The organism is Enorma shizhengliae, from assembly GCF_009676995.1.
In the GTDB taxonomy this organism is placed as follows: domain Bacteria; phylum Actinomycetota; class Coriobacteriia; order Coriobacteriales; family Coriobacteriaceae; genus Enorma; species Enorma massiliensis.
In genome coordinates this window covers 138,281-156,144 of the sequence record NZ_VTFZ01000003.1, presented here as the reverse complement: position 1 = coordinate 156,144, position 17,864 = coordinate 138,281, and the positions used below count along the sequence as shown (strand labels likewise).

17 protein-coding genes and 4 tRNA genes are annotated in these 17,864 nt (G+C 61.5%); 9 read left to right on the top strand and 12 right to left on the bottom strand.

Going from position 1 to position 17,864, the window contains the following annotated elements:
• Positions 1-2 precede the first annotated feature (2 nt).
• From GJE22_RS04350 to GJE22_RS04340, 3 genes are all read left to right on the top strand, one after another.
• Complete coding sequence (locus GJE22_RS04350) at positions 3-479, top strand: VanZ family protein (protein ID WP_235895799.1); 477 nt, start codon at positions 3-5, stop codon at positions 477-479.
• Between the two features lie 202 nt (positions 480-681).
• Positions 682-1,416 carry an iron-sulfur cluster assembly scaffold protein gene (locus GJE22_RS04345; protein ID WP_019128105.1) on the top strand — a complete coding sequence of 245 codons (735 nt, stop codon included), beginning with the start codon at positions 682-684 and terminating at the stop codon, positions 1,414-1,416.
• A gap of 21 nt (positions 1,417-1,437) precedes the next feature.
• On the top strand, positions 1,438-2,442 hold the full coding sequence (locus GJE22_RS04340; protein ID WP_019128106.1) for a GGGtGRT protein: 1,005 nt from the start codon (positions 1,438-1,440) through the stop codon (positions 2,440-2,442).
• A 233-nt stretch (positions 2,443-2,675) separates the two neighbouring features.
• Here GJE22_RS04340 and GJE22_RS04335 read toward each other — a convergent pair whose 3' ends face one another.
• Positions 2,676-3,392, bottom strand: a complete 717-nt coding sequence (locus tag GJE22_RS04335; protein ID WP_218957888.1) for a coenzyme F420-0:L-glutamate ligase — start codon at positions 3,390-3,392, stop codon at positions 2,676-2,678.
• Positions 3,393-3,572: 180 nt separating this feature from the next.
• On the opposite strand from GJE22_RS04335, the gene GJE22_RS04330 reads away from it, so the two are divergent.
• The 3 genes from GJE22_RS04330 to GJE22_RS04320 all read left to right on the top strand — a co-directional run bounded on the left by GJE22_RS04330 (position 3,573) and on the right by GJE22_RS04320 (position 4,694).
• Positions 3,573-3,649 (top strand) — tRNA-His (locus GJE22_RS04330).
• Positions 3,650-3,665: 16 nt separating this feature from the next.
• Positions 3,666-3,741, top strand: a tRNA-Lys gene (locus GJE22_RS04325).
• 188 nt (positions 3,742-3,929) lie between these two features.
• Entirely contained in the window at positions 3,930-4,694 is a 765-nt protein-coding gene (locus GJE22_RS04320; protein ID WP_144688073.1) for a transposase, read from the top strand.
• 39 nt (positions 4,695-4,733) lie between these two features.
• Here GJE22_RS04320 and sufU read toward each other — a convergent pair whose 3' ends face one another.
• The 5 genes from sufU to sufC form a co-directional block, all read right to left on the bottom strand.
• Entirely contained in the window at positions 4,734-5,153 is a 420-nt protein-coding gene (gene sufU / locus GJE22_RS04315; RefSeq protein ID WP_144688074.1) for a Fe-S cluster assembly sulfur transfer protein SufU, read from the bottom strand.
• 142 nt (positions 5,154-5,295) lie between these two features.
• On the bottom strand, positions 5,296-6,636 hold the full coding sequence (locus GJE22_RS04310; RefSeq protein WP_144688075.1) for an aminotransferase class V-fold PLP-dependent enzyme: 1,341 nt from the start codon (positions 6,634-6,636) through the stop codon (positions 5,296-5,298).
• Positions 6,633-8,021: a SufB/SufD family protein gene (locus GJE22_RS04305; RefSeq protein ID WP_144688076.1), complete on the bottom strand. Its 1,389-nt coding sequence runs from the start codon at positions 8,019-8,021 to the stop codon at positions 6,633-6,635. The genes GJE22_RS04310 and GJE22_RS04305 overlap by 4 nt, the downstream gene beginning before the upstream one ends.
• Positions 8,022-9,434: a Fe-S cluster assembly protein SufB gene (gene sufB / locus GJE22_RS04300; RefSeq protein ID WP_144688077.1), complete on the bottom strand. Its 1,413-nt coding sequence runs from the start codon at positions 9,432-9,434 to the stop codon at positions 8,022-8,024. It lies immediately after the preceding gene.
• Between the two features lie 9 nt (positions 9,435-9,443).
• The gene (sufC, locus tag GJE22_RS04295) at positions 9,444-10,256 is read right to left on the bottom strand and encodes a Fe-S cluster assembly ATPase SufC (RefSeq protein WP_144688078.1); all 813 of its coding nucleotides are present in this window, start codon (positions 10,254-10,256) and stop codon (positions 9,444-9,446) included.
• A gap of 291 nt (positions 10,257-10,547) precedes the next feature.
• Here sufC and GJE22_RS04290 point away from each other — a divergent pair, with 291 nt between their 5' ends.
• Both GJE22_RS04290 and GJE22_RS10060 read left to right on the top strand, forming a co-directional pair.
• On the top strand, positions 10,548-10,976 hold the full coding sequence (locus GJE22_RS04290) for an RrF2 family transcriptional regulator (protein ID WP_019128114.1): 429 nt from the start codon (positions 10,548-10,550) through the stop codon (positions 10,974-10,976).
• Between the two features lie 422 nt (positions 10,977-11,398).
• Entirely contained in the window at positions 11,399-13,288 is a 1,890-nt protein-coding gene (locus GJE22_RS10060; protein ID WP_235895800.1) for an ICP22 family protein, read from the top strand.
• 354 nt (positions 13,289-13,642) lie between these two features.
• On the opposite strand, the gene GJE22_RS04280 is transcribed toward GJE22_RS10060, so the two are convergent.
• The 5 genes from GJE22_RS04280 to GJE22_RS04260 all read right to left on the bottom strand — a co-directional run bounded on the left by GJE22_RS04280 (position 13,643) and on the right by GJE22_RS04260 (position 17,006).
• Positions 13,643-13,719: transfer RNA gene (locus GJE22_RS04280), tRNA-Glu, on the bottom strand.
• Between the two features lie 4 nt (positions 13,720-13,723).
• Positions 13,724-13,797: transfer RNA gene (locus GJE22_RS04275), tRNA-Gln, on the bottom strand.
• A 131-nt stretch (positions 13,798-13,928) separates the two neighbouring features.
• Positions 13,929-15,035 (bottom strand): ATP-binding protein, encoded by a 1,107-nt coding sequence (locus GJE22_RS04270; RefSeq protein ID WP_144688079.1) that lies wholly within the window; start codon positions 15,033-15,035, stop codon positions 13,929-13,931.
• 275 nt (positions 15,036-15,310) lie between these two features.
• The gene (locus GJE22_RS04265; protein WP_144688080.1) at positions 15,311-16,531 is read right to left on the bottom strand and encodes an AbiH family protein; all 1,221 of its coding nucleotides are present in this window, start codon (positions 16,529-16,531) and stop codon (positions 15,311-15,313) included.
• A 310-nt stretch (positions 16,532-16,841) separates the two neighbouring features.
• Positions 16,842-17,006, bottom strand: coding sequence for a hypothetical protein (locus GJE22_RS04260; RefSeq protein ID WP_154324098.1), 165 nt, complete (start codon positions 17,004-17,006; stop codon positions 16,842-16,844).
• Between the two features lie 31 nt (positions 17,007-17,037).
• Between GJE22_RS04260 and GJE22_RS04255 the strand changes: the two genes are divergently transcribed.
• Complete coding sequence (locus GJE22_RS04255) at positions 17,038-17,214, top strand: hypothetical protein (protein WP_154324097.1); 177 nt, start codon at positions 17,038-17,040, stop codon at positions 17,212-17,214.
• A 36-nt stretch (positions 17,215-17,250) separates the two neighbouring features.
• Here GJE22_RS04255 and GJE22_RS04250 read toward each other — a convergent pair whose 3' ends face one another.
• Positions 17,251-17,586 (bottom strand): IS1 family transposase, encoded by a 336-nt coding sequence (locus GJE22_RS04250; protein ID WP_144688081.1) that lies wholly within the window; start codon positions 17,584-17,586, stop codon positions 17,251-17,253.
• Positions 17,587-17,864: the final 278 nt, after the last annotated feature.

The following is a 17,864-nucleotide window of genomic DNA, read 5'->3' as shown; positions in this document are numbered from 1 at the left end:
CCTTGCGCCTCTCTAAGCCGTGGCTATTCGCTGCAATCATCATGGTCCTCATCATCTGGGGAAATTCGCTCGTGCCTGGTTCTGGCAGCGGCTCACTGAGCCTGTCGGTGGTAGAGGCGGTGCGCGGTGCGCTCGATGCCTTGCGCCTGCCAAGCGATTGGGTGACGAACTTCCTCGTGCGCAAGACCGCTCATTTTACTGAATACGCCATCCTGGGCGTTCTCGTGGCGCATGCATTCGATCCGGAGCACACCGCCGAGCACATGCGCCTCGCCGCCATCTGCCTAGCACTGGTGCTCGTTCCCTCGATCGATGAGACCATTCAGCTCTTCGTGGCCGGGCGCTCTGGTCAGGTAACGGACGTGCTCCTTGATTGCTGCGGTGCCGCTACGGGGGTTCTGCTCACCTATCTCGTCTGGCGCCTTCGCCGCCGTGAAATGCCAAAAATGCCAACGCCGGACGGATCCGATTCATCCTGAGCGAATCGCCAACACCGGGTGATCCCGATTCATTCACTCGCTTGACCCATCGGGCAACCTGCCGCGCGGGCAACTCAGCAGAAAAATGCGCCGCTCGCCGATTTCACTCTGGACAAGACGCGCTAAAATAGATGTGCATGTCAGCTTCGGTTGGCCATTTCGCCATGGTCAGCCGAGTTCAAGCACAACAGAGAGGAGAGGCATGCAGTACACAGCAGAAGTGGAGAACATGTGCCCCGTCGCCAAGGGCGCATACCACGGCCCCGCGCCCATCCCCGAGGAGGGCAAGTGGGTTCAGGCCAAGGAGATCTCTGACATCTCGGGCCTCACGCACGGTGTGGGCTGGTGCGCCCCGCAGCAGGGTGCGTGCAAGCTCACCCTCAACGTCAAGGACGGCATCATCGAGGAGTGCCTCGTTGAGACCCTCGGCTGCTCGGGCATGACCCATTCCGCGGCCATGGCCTCCGAGATTCTTCCCGGCAAGACCATCCTTGAGGCCCTAAACACCGACCTCGTCTGCGACGCCATCAACGTTGCCATGCGCGAGATCTTCCTCCAGATCGTGTACGGCCGCAGCCAGACCGCGTTCTCCGAGGGCGGCCTGCCCGTGGGCGCTTCCCTCGACGACCTCGGCAAGGGCCTGCGCTCCCAGGTTGGCACCATGTTCGGCACCAAGGCCAAGGGCGCTCGTTACCTCGAGCTCGCTCAGGGCTATGTGACTCGCATGGCGCTCAACGACAAGAACGAAGTCATCGCGTTCGAGTTCCTGAACCTCGGCAAGTTCACCGATGCCCTCAAGAACGGCAAGTCCCCCGAGGAGGCCGTCGCCGGCGCCATGGGCCACTATGGCCAGTGGGAGGCCGCGGCGAAGTACATCGATCCGCGCACCGACGAAGAGACCCATACCGTCGAGAACGTGTTCCCGGTTCACGAGTAGAAGAAAGGGAGGGAAAGTACCATGGCTGTGAATTTCGAAGGTTACGAGCGCCGCATCGAGAAGATCAATGCGTGCCTCGCTGAGAACGGCATCTCCTCCCTCGAGGAAGCCGAGCAGATCTGCCTCGACAAGGGCGTGAACCCCCGCGAGATCGTCGAGGGCGTTCAGTCCATCGCGTTTGAGAACGCCAAGTGGGCCTACACCCTTGGCTGCGCAGTTGCCATCAAGAAGGGTGCCAAGACCGCTTCCGAGGCCGCTTCCATGATCGGCGAGGGCATCCAGGCCTTCACCGTCCCCGGCTCCGTTGCCGAGGACCGCAAGGTCGGTCTGGGCCACGGCAACCTGGGCGCCATGCTCCTCGGTGACGACACCGAGTGCTTCGCGTTCCTGGCTGGCCACGAGTCCTTCGCTGCCGCCGAGGGCGCCATCGGCATCGCGATGAACGCCAACAAGGCTCGCAAGAAGCCCCTGCGCGTCATCCTCAACGGTCTGGGCAAGGACGCCGCCCAGATCATCGCCCGCATCAACGGCTTCACCTATGTGAAGACCCAGTTCGACTACTACACGGGCGAGCTCAAGGTCGTCGAGACCATTCCGTACAGCGATGGCCCGCGCGCCGAGGTCAACTGCTACGGCGCCGACGACGTCCGCGAGGGCGTTGCCATCATGTGGCACGAGAACGTCGACATCTCGATCACCGGTAACTCCACCAACCCCACGCGCTTCCAGCACCCCGTCGCGGGCACCTACAAGAAGGAGCGCCTCGAGGCCGGCAAGAAGTACTTCTCCGTGGCTTCTGGTGGCGGCACTGGCCGTACCCTGCACCCGGACAACATGGCCGCCGGCCCCGCCTCCTATGGCATGACCGACACCATGGGCCGCATGCACTCCGATGCCCAGTTCGCTGGCTCCTCCTCGGTGCCTGCGCACGTGGACATGATGGGCCTCATCGGCATGGGCAACAACCCCATGGTCGGTGCGACCGTCGCCTGCGCCGTGGCCGTGAACGCCGCCCTCAACGCCTAATGTGAAATTAGGACAGAGGTAATTTTACGAAAGGCCGCCGTTCGGGTTCGTCCGAGCGGCGGCCTTTTTCATGCAAAAATAGGACAGAGGGAATTTTGCATCGCGTCGCATAGCGGCGGTAGCAAAAACGCCACCGCCTGGATGTGTCAAGCGGTGGCGTGCAGGGCTGCGTATGGAAACAAGGACGAGCGAACGCGACGGGGTGTGTGAGCGCCCGTGTGCGCGTTTCTCGGCTACTGAACCTTGCGCACGATGCCGAAGGGCGTGCGCTGAGAGGCCTGGCCCAAGGGGTTATCGTGCAGGATGTCGATGAGCGTCTTGTTGGAGTAGGGGAGGTTGTAGGCGCCGAGGATCTCGCCACCAAGGTCGTTCTGGTCGATGATGGCAACGCCGACGTTCTTGCCGAGCGCCTCGGCGATCTTCTTCGCGGATTCAGCGGGTTCGGCGGGAGCTAGAGAGACATATTCGTTGTAGGGAGGGATGGTGTAGGAGCACGGTCCATCGATAGACGCCGCCTTACGCCCTGCAACCATGTAGAACCAGCCCTGTTTGCCCACGAGCTTGCCAAGGGCGCCTACGGCCGCAGCAAGCAGGATACGGGGTGTTCCGACCTCCTGAAGGGCCATCTCCATCGTCTCGGGCATGCCGAGGCCGATGCCGGCCGGGGTCTTCGTGACGAACTTGGTGAGGAAGCGCGCGAGCGGGCGCGGGTGGATGTCCGTGAGCTTGACGGCGCGGCCCTGGGTGCAGCCGAGTGCCTTCTCAGAAAGCACGATCACGTCGTTGGGCTCGCAGTTGGGGCCAACGTAGCGCTGGGCAACCTCGCAGATGTCATCGCTCTTGTCGAGCACGTGCGTCTGCACGCCATAGCGCTCATAGCTCACGCCGTCGACTACGCGCACCTTGTTCTTCTCGTCATTGACGATGAGGTTGTTCATGTTCGTATCCATTCGGTCTCCCGGTGATGATCCTTGTGCCCAACACGGCGCATCTATCATACCGCAGTGCATGCGGCCCTGGAGCAGGCTCGCTGCGGCGCGACGGATGCTCCAAAATAATTTGAAGAAAGTACTTGCATCCGTGGGCGAGGCCTGCAATAATAGTCAAGCGCTTTGGCGCGAGGAAACACGGTGGGTGTAGCCCAGTTGGCTAGAGCGCCGGGTTGTGGTCCCGGAGGTCCAGGGTTCGAGTCCCTGTACCCACCCCACTGTTTCTTGATATGTGGACCGGTAGCTCAGCTGGTAGAGCAGGGGACTCTTAATCCCAAGGTCCAGGGTTCGAACCCCTGCCGGTCCACCACTTGATTTTCGAGCTCCTTCGGGAGCTTTTTTTCATGCAAAACCAGTGCAAAACCAGGACAGAGGGATTTTTGCATGCCTGCGCCTGTCCCTTGCAAAACCAGGACAGAGGGAATTTTGCATGCGCCTGTCCCGTCCCTTCTCGACTCGTTGGGGAATAAGGACTCTAATCGGGGGAGGTGGGTGCGTATGGCAAATGCACCTCGGCGACGTTCTGAAACAGGCGTGTACCATGTGGTCGTTCGCGGGAACGGGCGACAGGTCCTTTTCTATGACGATGCGGACCGTCAGGCCTTTTTGGCCATGCTTGCTCGGCGGACATCTGATGCCGGCATGAGCATCTGGGCGTGGTGCCTCATGAGCAACCACGTTCACATGCTTCTTGAGGATCAACGAAACGAGCTAAGCCACGCTATGCAGTTGCTGCTCACGGGCTATGCTCGGTATTTCAACGATAAAACGGGGCATGTCGGCCACGTCTTTCAACAGCGGTTCTTTAGCGAGCCTATCGAATCGGAGCGATACCTCATGGCGGCCGTGCGCTACGTCCACATCAACCCGGAAAAGGACGGCATTGAGGCTGCGTCAACGTATCGATGGAGCAGCTATGCCGAGTACACGGGCGGCGCACTTGCAACTAAGGAGCCACTCTGCACCACGAAACCCGTGCTTGATGTATTGGATGGCCCACAGGGCTTTGTTGAACTCTGTGAGAGCGCAGAGCTCCATGAGGCAGGTTTTGAGGGCTCGCTGCACCTCTCTGATGCGGAGGCGATTCGCGTGGCAGATGAGATTGCGCGGGCGCGTGGGTTCGCGCACCTGATGGAAGTTCGCAAGCTGCCGCGTGCCGAGCGCGACGCCGTGATTCGCCAGCTGCGCGGTAACGGCATGACTATCAACCAAGTGGAACGCGTGACCGGCGTCGGAAGGAGCATCGTCGCGCGCGTCCATTAGCGGCCAAATGCAAAATCCCCTCTGTCCTGATTTTGCAAGTTAGGAGAGGATGCCGTCGAGGGTGCGCCAGGCGAGCTCGGCGCACTTCACGCGGGCGGGCATATGCGAGATGTCCTTGAGCTGCGCGGCCTCATCGAGGTCCTCGAAATCGTCTTCGGAGAGCTCCTCACCGCGAATCATCGCGAGGAACAGCCCAGAGAGGCGCTTGGCTTCCTCTACGGTCTCGCCGGTGATAAGGTCGGCCATGATGTCGGCCGAAGCCTGGCTGATGGCGCATCCGTGGCCGGTGAAGCTTGCTTCCTCGATCACGCCGTTCTCCATGCGAAGCATGAGCGTTAGCTCGTCTCCGCAGCTGGGGTTGATGCCGTCGTGGCTATGGGTGGGAGCATCCATCTCGTACTTGTAGTCCGGGTGCGAATTGTGCTCCATGAAGGTGGTCGAAGTATAGATATTGCCCATGAAGGGTCCTTTCGTGCGTGCTGGAACGAGTCATTTTGGGACGGGGTTAAAATGACTCATCGGGGCGGGGCTGAAAAGCTGCTGCTCCAAACAGCTCCGTCCCATTTTGAGTCAAAACAACCCCGTCCCATTTTGACTCAGCCTAGTTGAAGGTGCGGTAGACGGTTTCGAGGCCGTCGATGAAGGCGTCCACGTCGTGCTTGTCGTTGTAGAACGCGAGGCTCGCGCGGCAGCAGGCGAGGTTCTCGACGCCGAGCCAGGTGAGCAGCGGCTGGGCGCAATGGTGGCCCGCCCTGATGCACACGCCCTGCATGTCGAGGATGCTCGCCACGTCGTGCGGATGCACGCCGCGCACGTTGAAGCTGATGACGCCGTGGTGGCGGTCCCAGTAGATGGAGCCGATGATTTCCACATAGGGCAGCTCCACCATGCGGCTCATCGCGTAGTGGACGAGCGCCTGCTCGCGCGCCTGCACGGTGTCATAGCCCACCTGGTTCACCAGATAGTCGAGCGCTGCGCCCGTGGCGTAGATGCCTGCCGCATCCTGCGTGCCCGCCTCGAACTTCTCGGGCACGGGAGCCCAGACGGCGTCCTGCTCGGTCACGGAGTCGATCATCTCGCCGCCAGTGAGGAAGGGCGGCATGACCTCCAGGAGCTCCATGCGTCCCCACAGCACGCCTACGCCCATGGGGCCGAGCGCCTTATGCGCGGAGAAGGCGAGGAAGTCCGCGCCCAGCTCCCGCACGTCGACCGCCATGTGCGGCACGGACTGGGCGGCATCGACTACCAGGTAGCCACCACGGGCGTGCACGGCAGCGGCGAGTTTCTCGACCGGCACGCGGCAGCCGAGCACATTCGACACCTGCGTGCACGCCACGATTTTCGTGCGCGGGCCGATCTTCTCGGCAATCTCGGCGTCGGTGAGCTCACCGGTTTTGGTGGGGTAGAGGTAGACGAGCTTGGCACCCGCCGTGCGGCATGCCTGCTGCCACGGGATGAGGTTAGAGTGGTGCTCCATGATGGTGATGGCTACTTCGTCGCCCGGTTCGAGGACCGTGGGCGCGAAGGAGCTCGCCACGATGTTCAGCGACTCGCTCGTGTTGCGCGTGAAAACGACCTCGTTTGCGCGCGGCTTGCCCGCCTCGTCAACGGCGCCGATGAGGCCCGCGATCTGCGCGCGCACCTTGGCGATGGCCTCGGTCGCCTCCACCGAAAGCGAGTACAGTCCGCGCAGCGGGTTGGCGTTCATGGTCTCGTAGAAATGCTTCTGCGCCTCCAGCACGCAGGCGGGTCGCTGCGCGGTGGCGGCGCTGTCCAAAAAGGCGATGTCCGGATGCTGGGTGAATAGCGGGAACGCTGCCTTGAAGGGGTTGGTCTCGATGTCGATGCGCGGCCAGGCGCGCGAAGCGGCGTCGGAGGCATCCAGCACGCCCGGTGCGGGCGCGGTGCAGGACTCGCAGGCTACGGACTCGGTGTCAATCATGCGGCATCCTCCTTGGGTGCGTCGATGTCGTCGGTAAAGCCGGGGATGAGGGCCTCGCCCAGGCGAAGGACGGAGGCGCGAATGCGCTCGTCGGGTGCTGTGAGCGCGGCGTCCTCGAGCTTGGCGCGGATGAACAGCGCCTCGGCGGCCTCCGCGGACACGCCGCGGCTCTTAAGGTAGAAGAGCTGCTCGGGGCGAACGTGCCCGATCGTGGCGCCATGGTTGCCTGCGACGTCGTCTTCATCGCAGAGAATCGTGGGCACGGTCTTGTTGTCCACGCCCTCGCTCGCCAGAAGGACGGTCTCCTGCTCGGAGCCCTCGCTGCCCTTGCAGCCGTGCACGAGGTCGATGGTGCCGCGCAGTACCTTCTTGCTGGTTCCGGTGAGCACGCCGTTGGCGTTCATGTTGCTCACCGTCTTGCGTCCGCGCTGGCGAACGACGTAGTTGAAGTCGCGCTGCTCAGAGCCGGAAGCGAGGTAGCGGGTGTCGATATCCAGGCGAGCGGTGTCACCGCGCACGTCGGCGGCAAGGCCGGTGACGGTGAGCTCTCCGCCGAGCACCACGTGGCGCACGTTCACGCGCGCGCCCTCGTCGAGGACGTAGCCCTCGTCGTCCAGCAGCTTGGCAGCGGGAGTACCCAGGGCATAGACGGTCACGTTCACACGGGCATGCGAGCCGGCGAAGACGCGGAGCGTGGTGCCGGCAAGCGCCGCGGCGGCGTCGTCGGCGCCCATGGCGGCCGTCGCGTCGAGTGCGATGACGAGGTCGAAGGTGGAGCCCGGTGCGGCAACGACGTCGATGCTCCCTGCCGCAGCCTCGCCAGCCTCGGCCTCAACGCGGATGGTTGCCCGCTCCTGGGTGTCTTTCGCTGCCGCGAGCACCATGGTCTCGCGGGCGAGGAAGTTCAGATAGGCGCGAGCGTCTGCGCCGATGCCGGTCTCGAAGGCGGTGGCAACGTCGAGCGCGGCCTCCTCCAGCGAGGCGCGCTTCTGGTAGCGCGAGAGCGCGGGGAGCTCGAGATTGGACGTGGGAGCGCTGGCGGAGCCGCTTTCAGCCGTCCCAGCCGTGCCGGTCATCTCGGCTGCGCCGCCTGCCGCGACGTTGCGGGCAGCATTCTCGGCCAGTGCAGCGCGCACGCAGGCACGGTCATCGCCCGTGCTGTCTTCGTCCGCCGTCGCGCGTGCCGCGTCGAGGCGCGCCTGCAGTTCGGCCACCGCGCCCTCGAAGCTCATGGCGTGGTCGAACAGGCGGTCTTCTGCGTCAACTTCCATCGAGCCTCCGGGTGCCAGGCTCATCGGAATCTCGATTTGCGTATCGTTCATGCGCAGCCAGCCCCAGGTGGGGGCGGGCATGGCGTTGGCGTGCTTAATCGTCAGGGAATCCATCTAGCCGATCGCCCCTTCCATTTCCAGCTTGATGAGGTTGTTCATCTCGACGGCGTACTCGAGCGGCAGCTCCTTGGCCACCGGCTCAGCGAAGCCGTTCACGATCATCGCGCGCGCCTCCTCCTCGGAGATGCCACGGCTCATGAGGTAGAACACCTTGTCGTCGCCGATGCGTCCGATGGTGGCCTCGTGGCCCACGTCCACGTGTTTGGCGCGGATGTCCATGGCGGGGATGGTGTCCGAGCGGCTCTGGTCGTCGAGCATGAGCGACTGGCAGCTCACGCTCACGGCGGAGTTCTCGGCTCGCTCCGTTACCACCACGGAGCTGCGGAAGGTCTGGATGCCGCCGCCCTTGGAGATGCCCTTGGTCTCAACGGTCGCGCTCGTCTCGGGCGCGTTCAGCACCACCTTGCAGCCGGTGTCGAGGTTTTGCCCCGCGCCGGCGAAGGTGATGCCCGTGAAGCTCGAGCGGCTCCTGCGGCCGTTCAGCACGCTCATGGGGTAGAGGTAGCCCACATGGCTGCCGAAGCTGCCGCTGATCCACTCGATCTCGCCCTCGTCGTCCACGCGGGCGCGCTTGGTGTTCAGGTTGTACATGTTCTTCGACCAGTTCTCGATGGTCGAGTACCGCAGGTGCGCACGCTTGCCCACGAAGAGCTCCACGGCGCCCGCGTGCAGGTTGGCCACGTTGTACTTCGGCGCCGAGCAGCCCTCGATGAAGTGCAGGTCGGCGTCGTCCTCCACGATGATGAGCGTGTGCTCGAACTGGCCCGCGCCCTTGGCGTTCAGACGGAAGTAGCTCTGGAGGGGAAAGTCCAGCTTCACGCCGGCGGGCACGTAGACGAACGAGCCGCCGCTCCACACCGCGCCGTGGAGCGCGGCGAACTTGTGGTCCGTGGGCGGGATGAGCGTCATGAACTTTTCGCGGATGAGCGCCTCCCACTTGGGTTCGTGGAGCGCCTCTTCGATGCCGGAGTAGACGATGCCCATCTTCGAGGCCGTGTCCTGCATGTTGTGGTACACGAGCTCGGAGTCGTACTGCGCGCCCACGCCGGCCAGGTAGCTGCGCTCGGCCTCGGGGATGCCCAGGCGCTCGAAGGTGTTCTTGATGTCGTCGGGCACCTCGTCCCACGTTGCCTGCTGGTCGGTGTTGGGCTTCACGTAGGTGACGATGTGGTCCATGTCGAGGCCGGCGATGCTGGGGCCCCAGGTGGGGTTGGGCATCCTGTGGTAGGTCTCGAGCGACTTCAGGCGGAAGTCGAGCATCCACTCGGGCTCGTCCTTGCGATCGGAGATCTCGCGCACGATATCCGGCGTGAGGCCACTGTCCAGGCGCTCGAAGCCTTCCTCGCTATCAACGATGTCGTAGAGGGTGCGGTCGATGTCCGCGACCTCGGTGCGTTGCTTTGCCACGGCCGCCTCCTAGCGCTCGATGACCGCGGAGAGGTCGGCCGGGGAGAGCTCGGCGTCGGAGCTGTCGCCCGCTGCCTCCTGCTCGAAGCGCTCGAAGCCGTGCTCGTCGATCCAGTCGATGAGCGAAGCGTCGCCCTCATGCACCACGCGCCCGTTCACCATCACGTGCACGCGGTCGACGTCGAGGTGCTCGAGGATGCGCGTGTTATGCGTGATGATGAGGAGCGTTCCGTCACAGCTCTTGCGGTAGAGCTCCATGCCGCGGCTCACCACGCCGAGCGCGTCCACGTCGAGGCCCGAATCGGTCTCGTCCAAGATGGCGAGCTTGGGTTGCAGGAGCAGCAGCTGGAGCATCTCGACCTTTTTCTTCTCACCACCGGAGAAGCCCACGCCCAGTTCGCGGTTGAGGTAGGCGGGCGGCATGTCGAGCTCCGCGCAGAGCTCCTTCATGCGGCGGCGGAACTCCTTGCCGCGCATCTCCAGGCCGGGGCGGTCGGCGATGGTGGCGCGCAGGAAGCTCGAGAGCGGCACGCCGGGAATCTCGACCGGTGCCTGGAAGGAGAGGAAGACGCCGGCGCGGGAGCGCTTGTCCGGGCTGAGCTCGGTCATGTCCTCACCATCGAAGGCGATGGTGCCGGCGGTCTGCGTGTAGGCGGGGTCGCCCATGATCACGTGGCCGAGGGTGGACTTGCCGGCACCGTTGGGGCCCATGAGCACATGGGTCTCGCCAGCGGGAATGGTAAGGTCGATGCCGTGGAGAATGGTCTTCTCGTCCACGGCGGCGGCAAGCCCCTGGATGGAGAGGAGCGGGGTCTGGGACATGGTTTCTCCTTGCTGTGAACTCGGATGTTAATCCTAGGAATTATCTCGGATTAACGATAAAATGATTGCGCTCGAAGTCAAGGTTAATTCCCACTAATCCACTAGGATTTCGGAGCTCAAGGCCGGTGAAGCAAAAACACTGGGTGAAATACCGGGTGATTATGTTTCACGCGGGATGAGCGGGGTACGAGGCCTGGGCGGGCCCCGGCTCCGGGTCTTCCGGTGTCACGGGATGGCAGGGTGAGACAATTTGCCCCGGCACGTTTGTCTCATTGTTTCGAAGGAGGCGGCATGCTCATTTCTTCCAAGGGGCGGTACGCTCTCCGCCTCATGATCTACATCGCGGCGTTCGGTGATGCCGAGGGCAAGATCGCCCTGCGCGAGGTGGCCGATCGCGAGGACATCTCGCTGAAGTACCTGGAGCAGCTCGTGCGCCCGCTCATGCATGCGGGGCTCCTCACGAGCGTGCGCGGCAAGGGCGGCGGCTATGCGCTCGCGCGCCCGGCGGACGAGATTCGCGCCGGCGATATCCTGCGTGCTGCCGAGGGCACCACGGCCCCCGTTGCCTGCGAAGGGCTCGAGGGGGCGTGCCATCGAGCCGATCTCTGCTCCACCGTCAAGTTTTGGACCGGGCTCGACGAGGCGATCGAGGCGTATGTGGACGGGGTCACCCTTGCGGACCTTGCACGCGTGCCCGAGATCGATCTGAGCATCGATTAGGCGGCTCTCGCTCCGCGCGTCCAGCCGTGGCAGCGATGTCGGGGGCATGTCACGCTTTTGCGCGCCGCCTCGCCCCGGAGCGAGACACTTGTGCCGGGTGAAACTGTCTCATCTCAGGGAACAGAGACACTTGTGCCGGGTACAACTGTCTCATTTTAACTGTCTCATCTCAGAGTATCCCGGGAACCTTTCGTCCGGGCCTCACGGTTCCTGTGTGCGCTGGTTGAGTTTGCCGCTGTGGCGCCTCCAAAATAGGGGGCCCGGCACTTTCAAGCTCTACTTCAACCTTAATTGACTTCCTTAAGCTTCGTGTGAATGCCTTGACCCGCATTTTGGGCCCTTGGCATACTGGGAGCCTCTCGCGTACTGCGAATGAAACCTTAACCGCACCAGCTCCTCGGAGCCGCAGATTGGAGAGCTTCATGAAGCCCCGCCACATCGCTATAGCATCGGGCCTTGCGCTCACGTTGACCTTCGGTGCCGTGCAGGCAACCACCGCAGCATTTGCCGAGCCGAGCGCTTCCGCAGACGCCGATGCCGCTGCAACCGGCACTGCCGCGGCCGGCAGTGCCGACTCCGCCGCAGGCGATTCGGCAGAGCAGCTTCCCGCACCGGCGGACTACGATAAGGCCGACTTCTACGAGAGCGCCCCTGCCGTCTCGGCGCGTTCCGCGCGCTCGGCGAGCAGCTCGAGCCTCTCTTCGGTCTCTGTCTCGAGCGAGATGAAGTACTTCACCAAGTACGAGAGCCACAGCAACTATCGCCAGGGCTTCAGCTATGGCGATGGCTACAACGCGCTCGGCTACTACCAGTTCGACCGCCGCTACTCGCTCATTCCATTCCTTACCCAGGTGTACAACGCCAATCCCACGAAGTACTCGATGCTCAAGGCCGTGATCGACCGGGGGAGCGAGGTCAAAAGCGTCTCGTCTATGTACGATAGCGGCAGCAAGACGTTGACCGAGCTCGGCCAGCTCGTGCAGAGTGCCTGGTATGCCGCATACGATGCCGACCCGGCGGAGTTCTCTGCCTTCCAGGATGCGTATGCATACAATAGCTACTATGTGCCGACCGAGCGCTGGCTGAAGAGCGAGCTGGGGATCGACATGTCTGGCCGCGCGGACTGCGTGAAGGGCATGGTGTGGGGTCTGTCCAATATGTGGGGCACCCGCGGCGTGAAAAAGGTGCTCTGCGGCGCGAACCTCTCGAACGACATGACCGATCGCGAGTTCGTGGCGGCGCTTTCCGCGCAGATGACCGACAACATCGAGAAGTACAGCTCGCAGACCCAGTATTACAAGGGCTGGAAGGACCGTTACAAGAACGAGCTGAACGACTGCCTGGCATTTATCTCGCTGCATGAAGCGGAAGACGAGGCGGCGGGCGGCGCGGCAGGTTCGACCGACGATGCGACCAATGGAGCGGCCGGCGATTCTGCGGGAGATGCGGGCGGCTCGGCGGGCGATGCCGGCGCGGGCTCTGGTTCGGATTCCGGTTCGGACGAGGGCGCCGGGGATAGCACGGGATCCGGTTCGAATAGCGGCACGGCTGGTGGCTCGAATGACGGGGCATCCGGCTCCGGCTCGAACGGCGCGGGGCCTGCCGGTGATTCGGCTGGTTCCGGATCGGGCTCCGCAGACGATGCTCCGAGCAATGGAGCTACTGCTGGCGGCGATACCGCGGGCGGAAGCGGCGGCAGTTCTTCGAACAGCGGGTCGGCGAACAGCGGTGCTTCGAACGGGGGCAGCTCCACGAACGGGGGCAGCTCCACGAACGGGGCCGCAGATGATTCGGTTGCGGGCGGCTCCGGTTCCAACGATGCTTCTAACGACGGCACCTCAGGCGGCGCTTCGAACGACGCGTCCAATGGGGCTGATGCCAACGATTCCGCAGACAAGAGCGACGGTGCGGCGGGTGACGCTTCATCCGACGATGCCGGATCGGGTGAGGATGCGAAGGAGTACGCATCGTCCGACGGCACCGGCCAAGATGAGTCGAGTGCGAACGGTGCAACAACGGATGCGGCGAAGCAGGACGATGAGACCGCTTCGAAGAAGGAGCCTTCGACGACGTCTTCCAACGGGGACGAGAATGCTTCCGGTGATGCAAGGGACGCGGACCCGGATGCGAAGAAGAGCTCCGATGAGGCTACCGAGGGGGCTGCTGAGGATGCGGGCGGCCGCATGCCGCAGACTTCGGACCTCGTTATGTTCGCTGGCTTTGCGGGGGCGAGTGCGGCGACGTTCGGAGCTACGTTCATCGCTGCCGGTAAGCTTGGCTTGAAGCGGCGCAAGGACGACAACGCCGAGTAGCGCGATGGAGCTTCGGCTGCTTGTCGTCATGGACGTCTGGGCCAGGGGATAGCGTACGCTTGCAAGAGGGTTAAGCGGGTGCGTGCGAGTTTCGCGCGTGCCCGCTTTTGCGTAAGCAAGGCTTTAGCCTGTGCGTCGCGCACAGCGTGTCGCGCCAAAACCCACCCGCTAAGCGGATGGACGATGGAGCGCGTGCAGCGCGTTCGCCGCGATGGCGTGGATGGTTGCGTTCTGGCCAACGGGGCGGCGGTTGAGCCTGCCGGGCTGTGCGCGGGCGTGGTGAGAGACGATTGAGTTTGCAGGAGGCGGAAGCATACGAAAAAGCCCCAACCGAAGTTGGGGCCGTGCAATCTTTGGTAGCCCGTACCAGATTCGAACTGGTGATCTCCGCCTTGAGAGGGCGGCGTCCTAAACCGCTAGACGAACGGGCCATTATGGCTGGGATGGAGGGAGTCGAACCCCCATTGACGGAACCAGAATCCGCTGTCCTGCCATTAGACGACATCCCAGTGGCATCACGCGGCAACCCGCGTGCGGATAGATATACTACGGCACAATGCCCTGAAGCGCAAGGGGTGAATTTTGGAGAATTTGAAGCACGGTAGCAGATGGACAAAGATATCTTTCTGCTGCGCGGGCGTTATTCACCATAGCGTTCAAGGATCTCATCCCTGGCTTCTCGAAGGTATTCCCGTAGGAGGGGGATAGAAAAGTCCACGTATCCGCGGGCGGTGCGTTCGATAATTTGCCGTTGTATCAGCAACCTCTGGACATACGTTACTGAACTGGGCTTTTTGCCAAGCTCAGTCGCAAGCTGCTTTGTGGAAGTTGCTCCATCGTGGTTGGCGAGGGCAATTAGATATTCCATCGCTTTTTGCGAGATGTTTGAAATCGCTGGCTCATGTACCGTTTCGTGAAAACGATTTGTTGCTAGGGCGATTCCGTTTTCGACGTCCTCGTTCGAGACCGTTGTAGAGCCGTTTCTGTGTTTATTTGCGCGATCCCATACATAAAAACCGACGAGTTGAATGAGATACGCGTATCCGTGGGTTGCCTTTGCAACTTGATCAAGCTCGTCTCCTTCAAGCGACAGGCCTGATTCTCTAAAACTGTCGTTTAGCGATAGCTTGACCTCAAGATTATTGATTTCTGTTAGATCCTCGGGCTGAGCTCGCTGTAAAAATGACATCGCCTTGCCGTTGATGAGGTCCATTACTCCCGTTGTGAGGCCTGCGAAAACGAACGCGACATCTCTTTTCTCTCCCGTGAGTAGTTGCACGGTCGAGGCAATGAGTCGCACATCCTCCTCTTGGGCGTCTTGAATCTCATCAACTGTTACGAGTACGCCACAGTCTTTTTCAGACGCATCTCGAAGCAGGTCGCGTAGCGTTGGGGTTTTGGTTTTGATGTTTGCCTCACCGGATGCAAAGAGGGCCTTTCCGGAGATATTCGCTTTCTCAATTTGGAATTGGGGCAAAAGCTCGTGAATAACATCGTTAATAAGCTCTTTGCCCGCCGATACGCTTACTGTTTTCCATCCCGCATCGCGCGCGATTTGGGCAAGCTCAGTGAGAAGCGCCGTTTTGCCCGATCCACGGGGACCGGTGATACGCATGAGCCTTCCCTGGGCGCCAACGCCACCCACAAGGCCATTTTGAAAATCTGCGATTACGTTTTCTCGTCCGATTAGTTGGGGAGGTTCGGCACCTGGTGTAGGACGGAAGGGGTTGATAAGCGTTTGTGACATAGTGTGCCTCCGTCTCTCTTCTATAGTCTATCGTGTCTAAATTATTTTATCGTGAATTATTTAATTCATCGCGGATAAGTAGAAATGGATGAAGCATATTTCGTAAATGGGCTGCGTCGTTGGCGAAAGAGATACTCGCGTATCACCTGGATTGCATGAAAAGAACTTTTGTCCTATGAGCCATGGCGATGCAAGAGAAGCGAGATGGCGGCTTTTCCTCTGCTCCAACAAGTAATACCCGAGGTCAAAAAGGTTTACCTCAGGTATTTGTTCCTCTAAATCCGCTCGATAGAGAGGCGTCCCTCGAGTAGGAGTTTGTGGATCAGGTTGTTTCCGTGGTCCGCGTTGTCGAGCGTTTGCCCGTACGTCGAAAGCAGCTCTGTCACGCGGTTCATCATGTCCGTCCTGACCTCAAGGTCGCTCTTCTCGGCATATGGACGGTAGTAGAACGCTAAACAGGCGTCGCCGTCGTAGAGGTCGATCGAGTCGAATATCGCCTGGAAGTACGAGTAGTCCGCGCTTGCGAGAGAGTGACCGAAGAACTTGATCAGATCGACATCACCGGGTAGCACCTCGTAGTGCTGCGGGCCGCCCATGGCCATGAGACGGTAGGTCTTCGTGAACGGCGCGACGCTTCGGTTTGTCATCATGCCCCTACCATCAATGCCGAAGACGATTCCGTCGCCGAGCTTACCGTGGATGTTCACATAGGATACTGCTCGGTTGTTGTTGTATTTCATTTCCTTCGGTCCGGTGTAGTTGAAACTGAGAACCGAGAGATCGGGACGGAAGTCGTCTGCGTTTGGCACGCCACGCTTGATGATTTCCCAGAGCAACTGCCGTGCTGTCTTCGGGTATTGCGGGGTCTGCTCAACTTGCTTTGTAAGGTACGCGTCAAACTCGTCCTCGAGCCGGTGCAGCTCGTCGAGCATCAGCTTGTCGAGATTTTCACGGCTGTACTCGTCTCCCAGCCCGAATCCTCTCTCAACGAGGTAGCGACGCACGCGCCTCTCTGCAGGGTACTTAGCGAGAAGGCCGAACGGCGATTTCTTGTCGCCAAACTCAAGGCTGAAGACGCTATCCAGCAGGTCGAGATGACGCGGAGGATTTTGCGGGCGTACCCATCTTGCAATGGCTCCCTCAACGTCGTACCAGTTGTCGCCGCTGCGATCGGTCAAAATGATGTCCCATGCGGTAAGCCCCGCCTCGCGAAGCCGAGAGCCTGCGCTCTTGCCGCCCGAGAAGCCCTCGCGCTCAATGGCCTGCAGTCTTTCTAGCCTCGGTTCGAAGAAGCTCTTGAAGTCGGACTTGAGCCCGCATGCCAGGTCGAACCCGTTGCCGATAATCACAAGCTGGTGCCAGGTTGACCTCATGTCTGGCAGATACGAACTGTAGTCGGGAATCTCTGTCTCGGGAGTAACGCTCGCTCTCAATGAATCAACGACGTTATTGACATCGATGCCAGTCAAAAGAGATGCGGGCTTATTGTCAGCCAAAACTCGAATCCTTTCCTTTGGTTCGATTTATGTTGCCGAATGGGCATACTCGTTCTTTTTGTACGATTGGAGCGATAAATAGTATTGTTCAATTATTAAATTATTCTAGCAGTCAACCAAACGGGTGATTCCCTCCTTGCTGCGAGCTGCGAAAGCGCGCATCGGCCATGAGCAGATGGCGGACCACCCTTACGATCCAGGGCCACCGCATGTCGTCCCGCTTGATCCGGAACGGGTACACATAGAGGTTGAGGCAGGACTGCAGGTTCTCGGGGTCCATGCTCGTGAAGCGCCACAGGTAGCGCTTTATTCACGAGCACAGGTTGTTCACCAGGGACATCTGCTCGAGGTAGACGGGGTCGCGGACGTCGACCTTGTAGGTCTCGTCCTCAAGCTCCAGCTCCCTGACCAGGACGTTATGAGCTCGCTCCTTGTCGTGGACCAGCGTCGCCCCCTTCGCGACGTGGGGCTTCATCGCTTTTTTAAGCGCACCGAGGACGGCTGCCGTGCTCGCACGCGACGGCGACCGGCTCCTTGCGGGCGTCGATGCTGACCGCGATGCAGAGCTTCCGCTTCGAGAGGCCGCGCTTGCGGCCCTCGCCATAGTCCTTCGAGAGGTCGGTGTCGTTTATGTAGGTCTCGTCGATCCAGACGCTCCCCTGAGGACGATTCGGTTCTGGTAGCCGTCCACGGGCGGCGAAGAGGCGGTGACGCCACTCCTAAGCGGTCTGGTGTCTGATGCGGCACATCTTCGCGCAGGCGTCCAGCGGCACTGCCAACAGCGTCAGCCTGGCGAAGTCGACCCAGGTGGCGAGCGGCTTCTTGCAGTGCTCCAGCACGGTCCCCGTGAGGGAGCTGAACCTCGCGCCGCAGCGCGGGCAGCGCCAGCGCCGGACGCCGGCATCGGTCGAGCCATCCCTCCACGGAGAGGGCTTCCCGTACGAGGGGCACGCGGGGCTCGGCCGGTAGAGCTCGGCCGCCTCTGCCAGGATGCCGGAGCCGGCCTCCTCGCGGACCATGCGTCCGCGGACGGCGTCATGCAAAGGCTCGGGCATCTCATGGCGGGTCTTCCCATCTGCCCGAACGCCCGCCCGGAGGGAATGTCGCCAAACAAAGATTCGGGTGGGCGCTCGGGCAAATTCTACGTTTGGCTGGGAAGAGGATGCCACGGGAGGGCGGAAGCTATCACCCGTTTGGCTGACTGTTAGATTGGTCTTTATCGGCGGAGCTGAAACTGTTGCTTGCGAGTCTGTATTTACGGTCGTGGCTGCTATTGTGATAATCCCCAGTACGACTGGGGTAAGCAAACGGAGGGGTGCGATACGCTGATGGA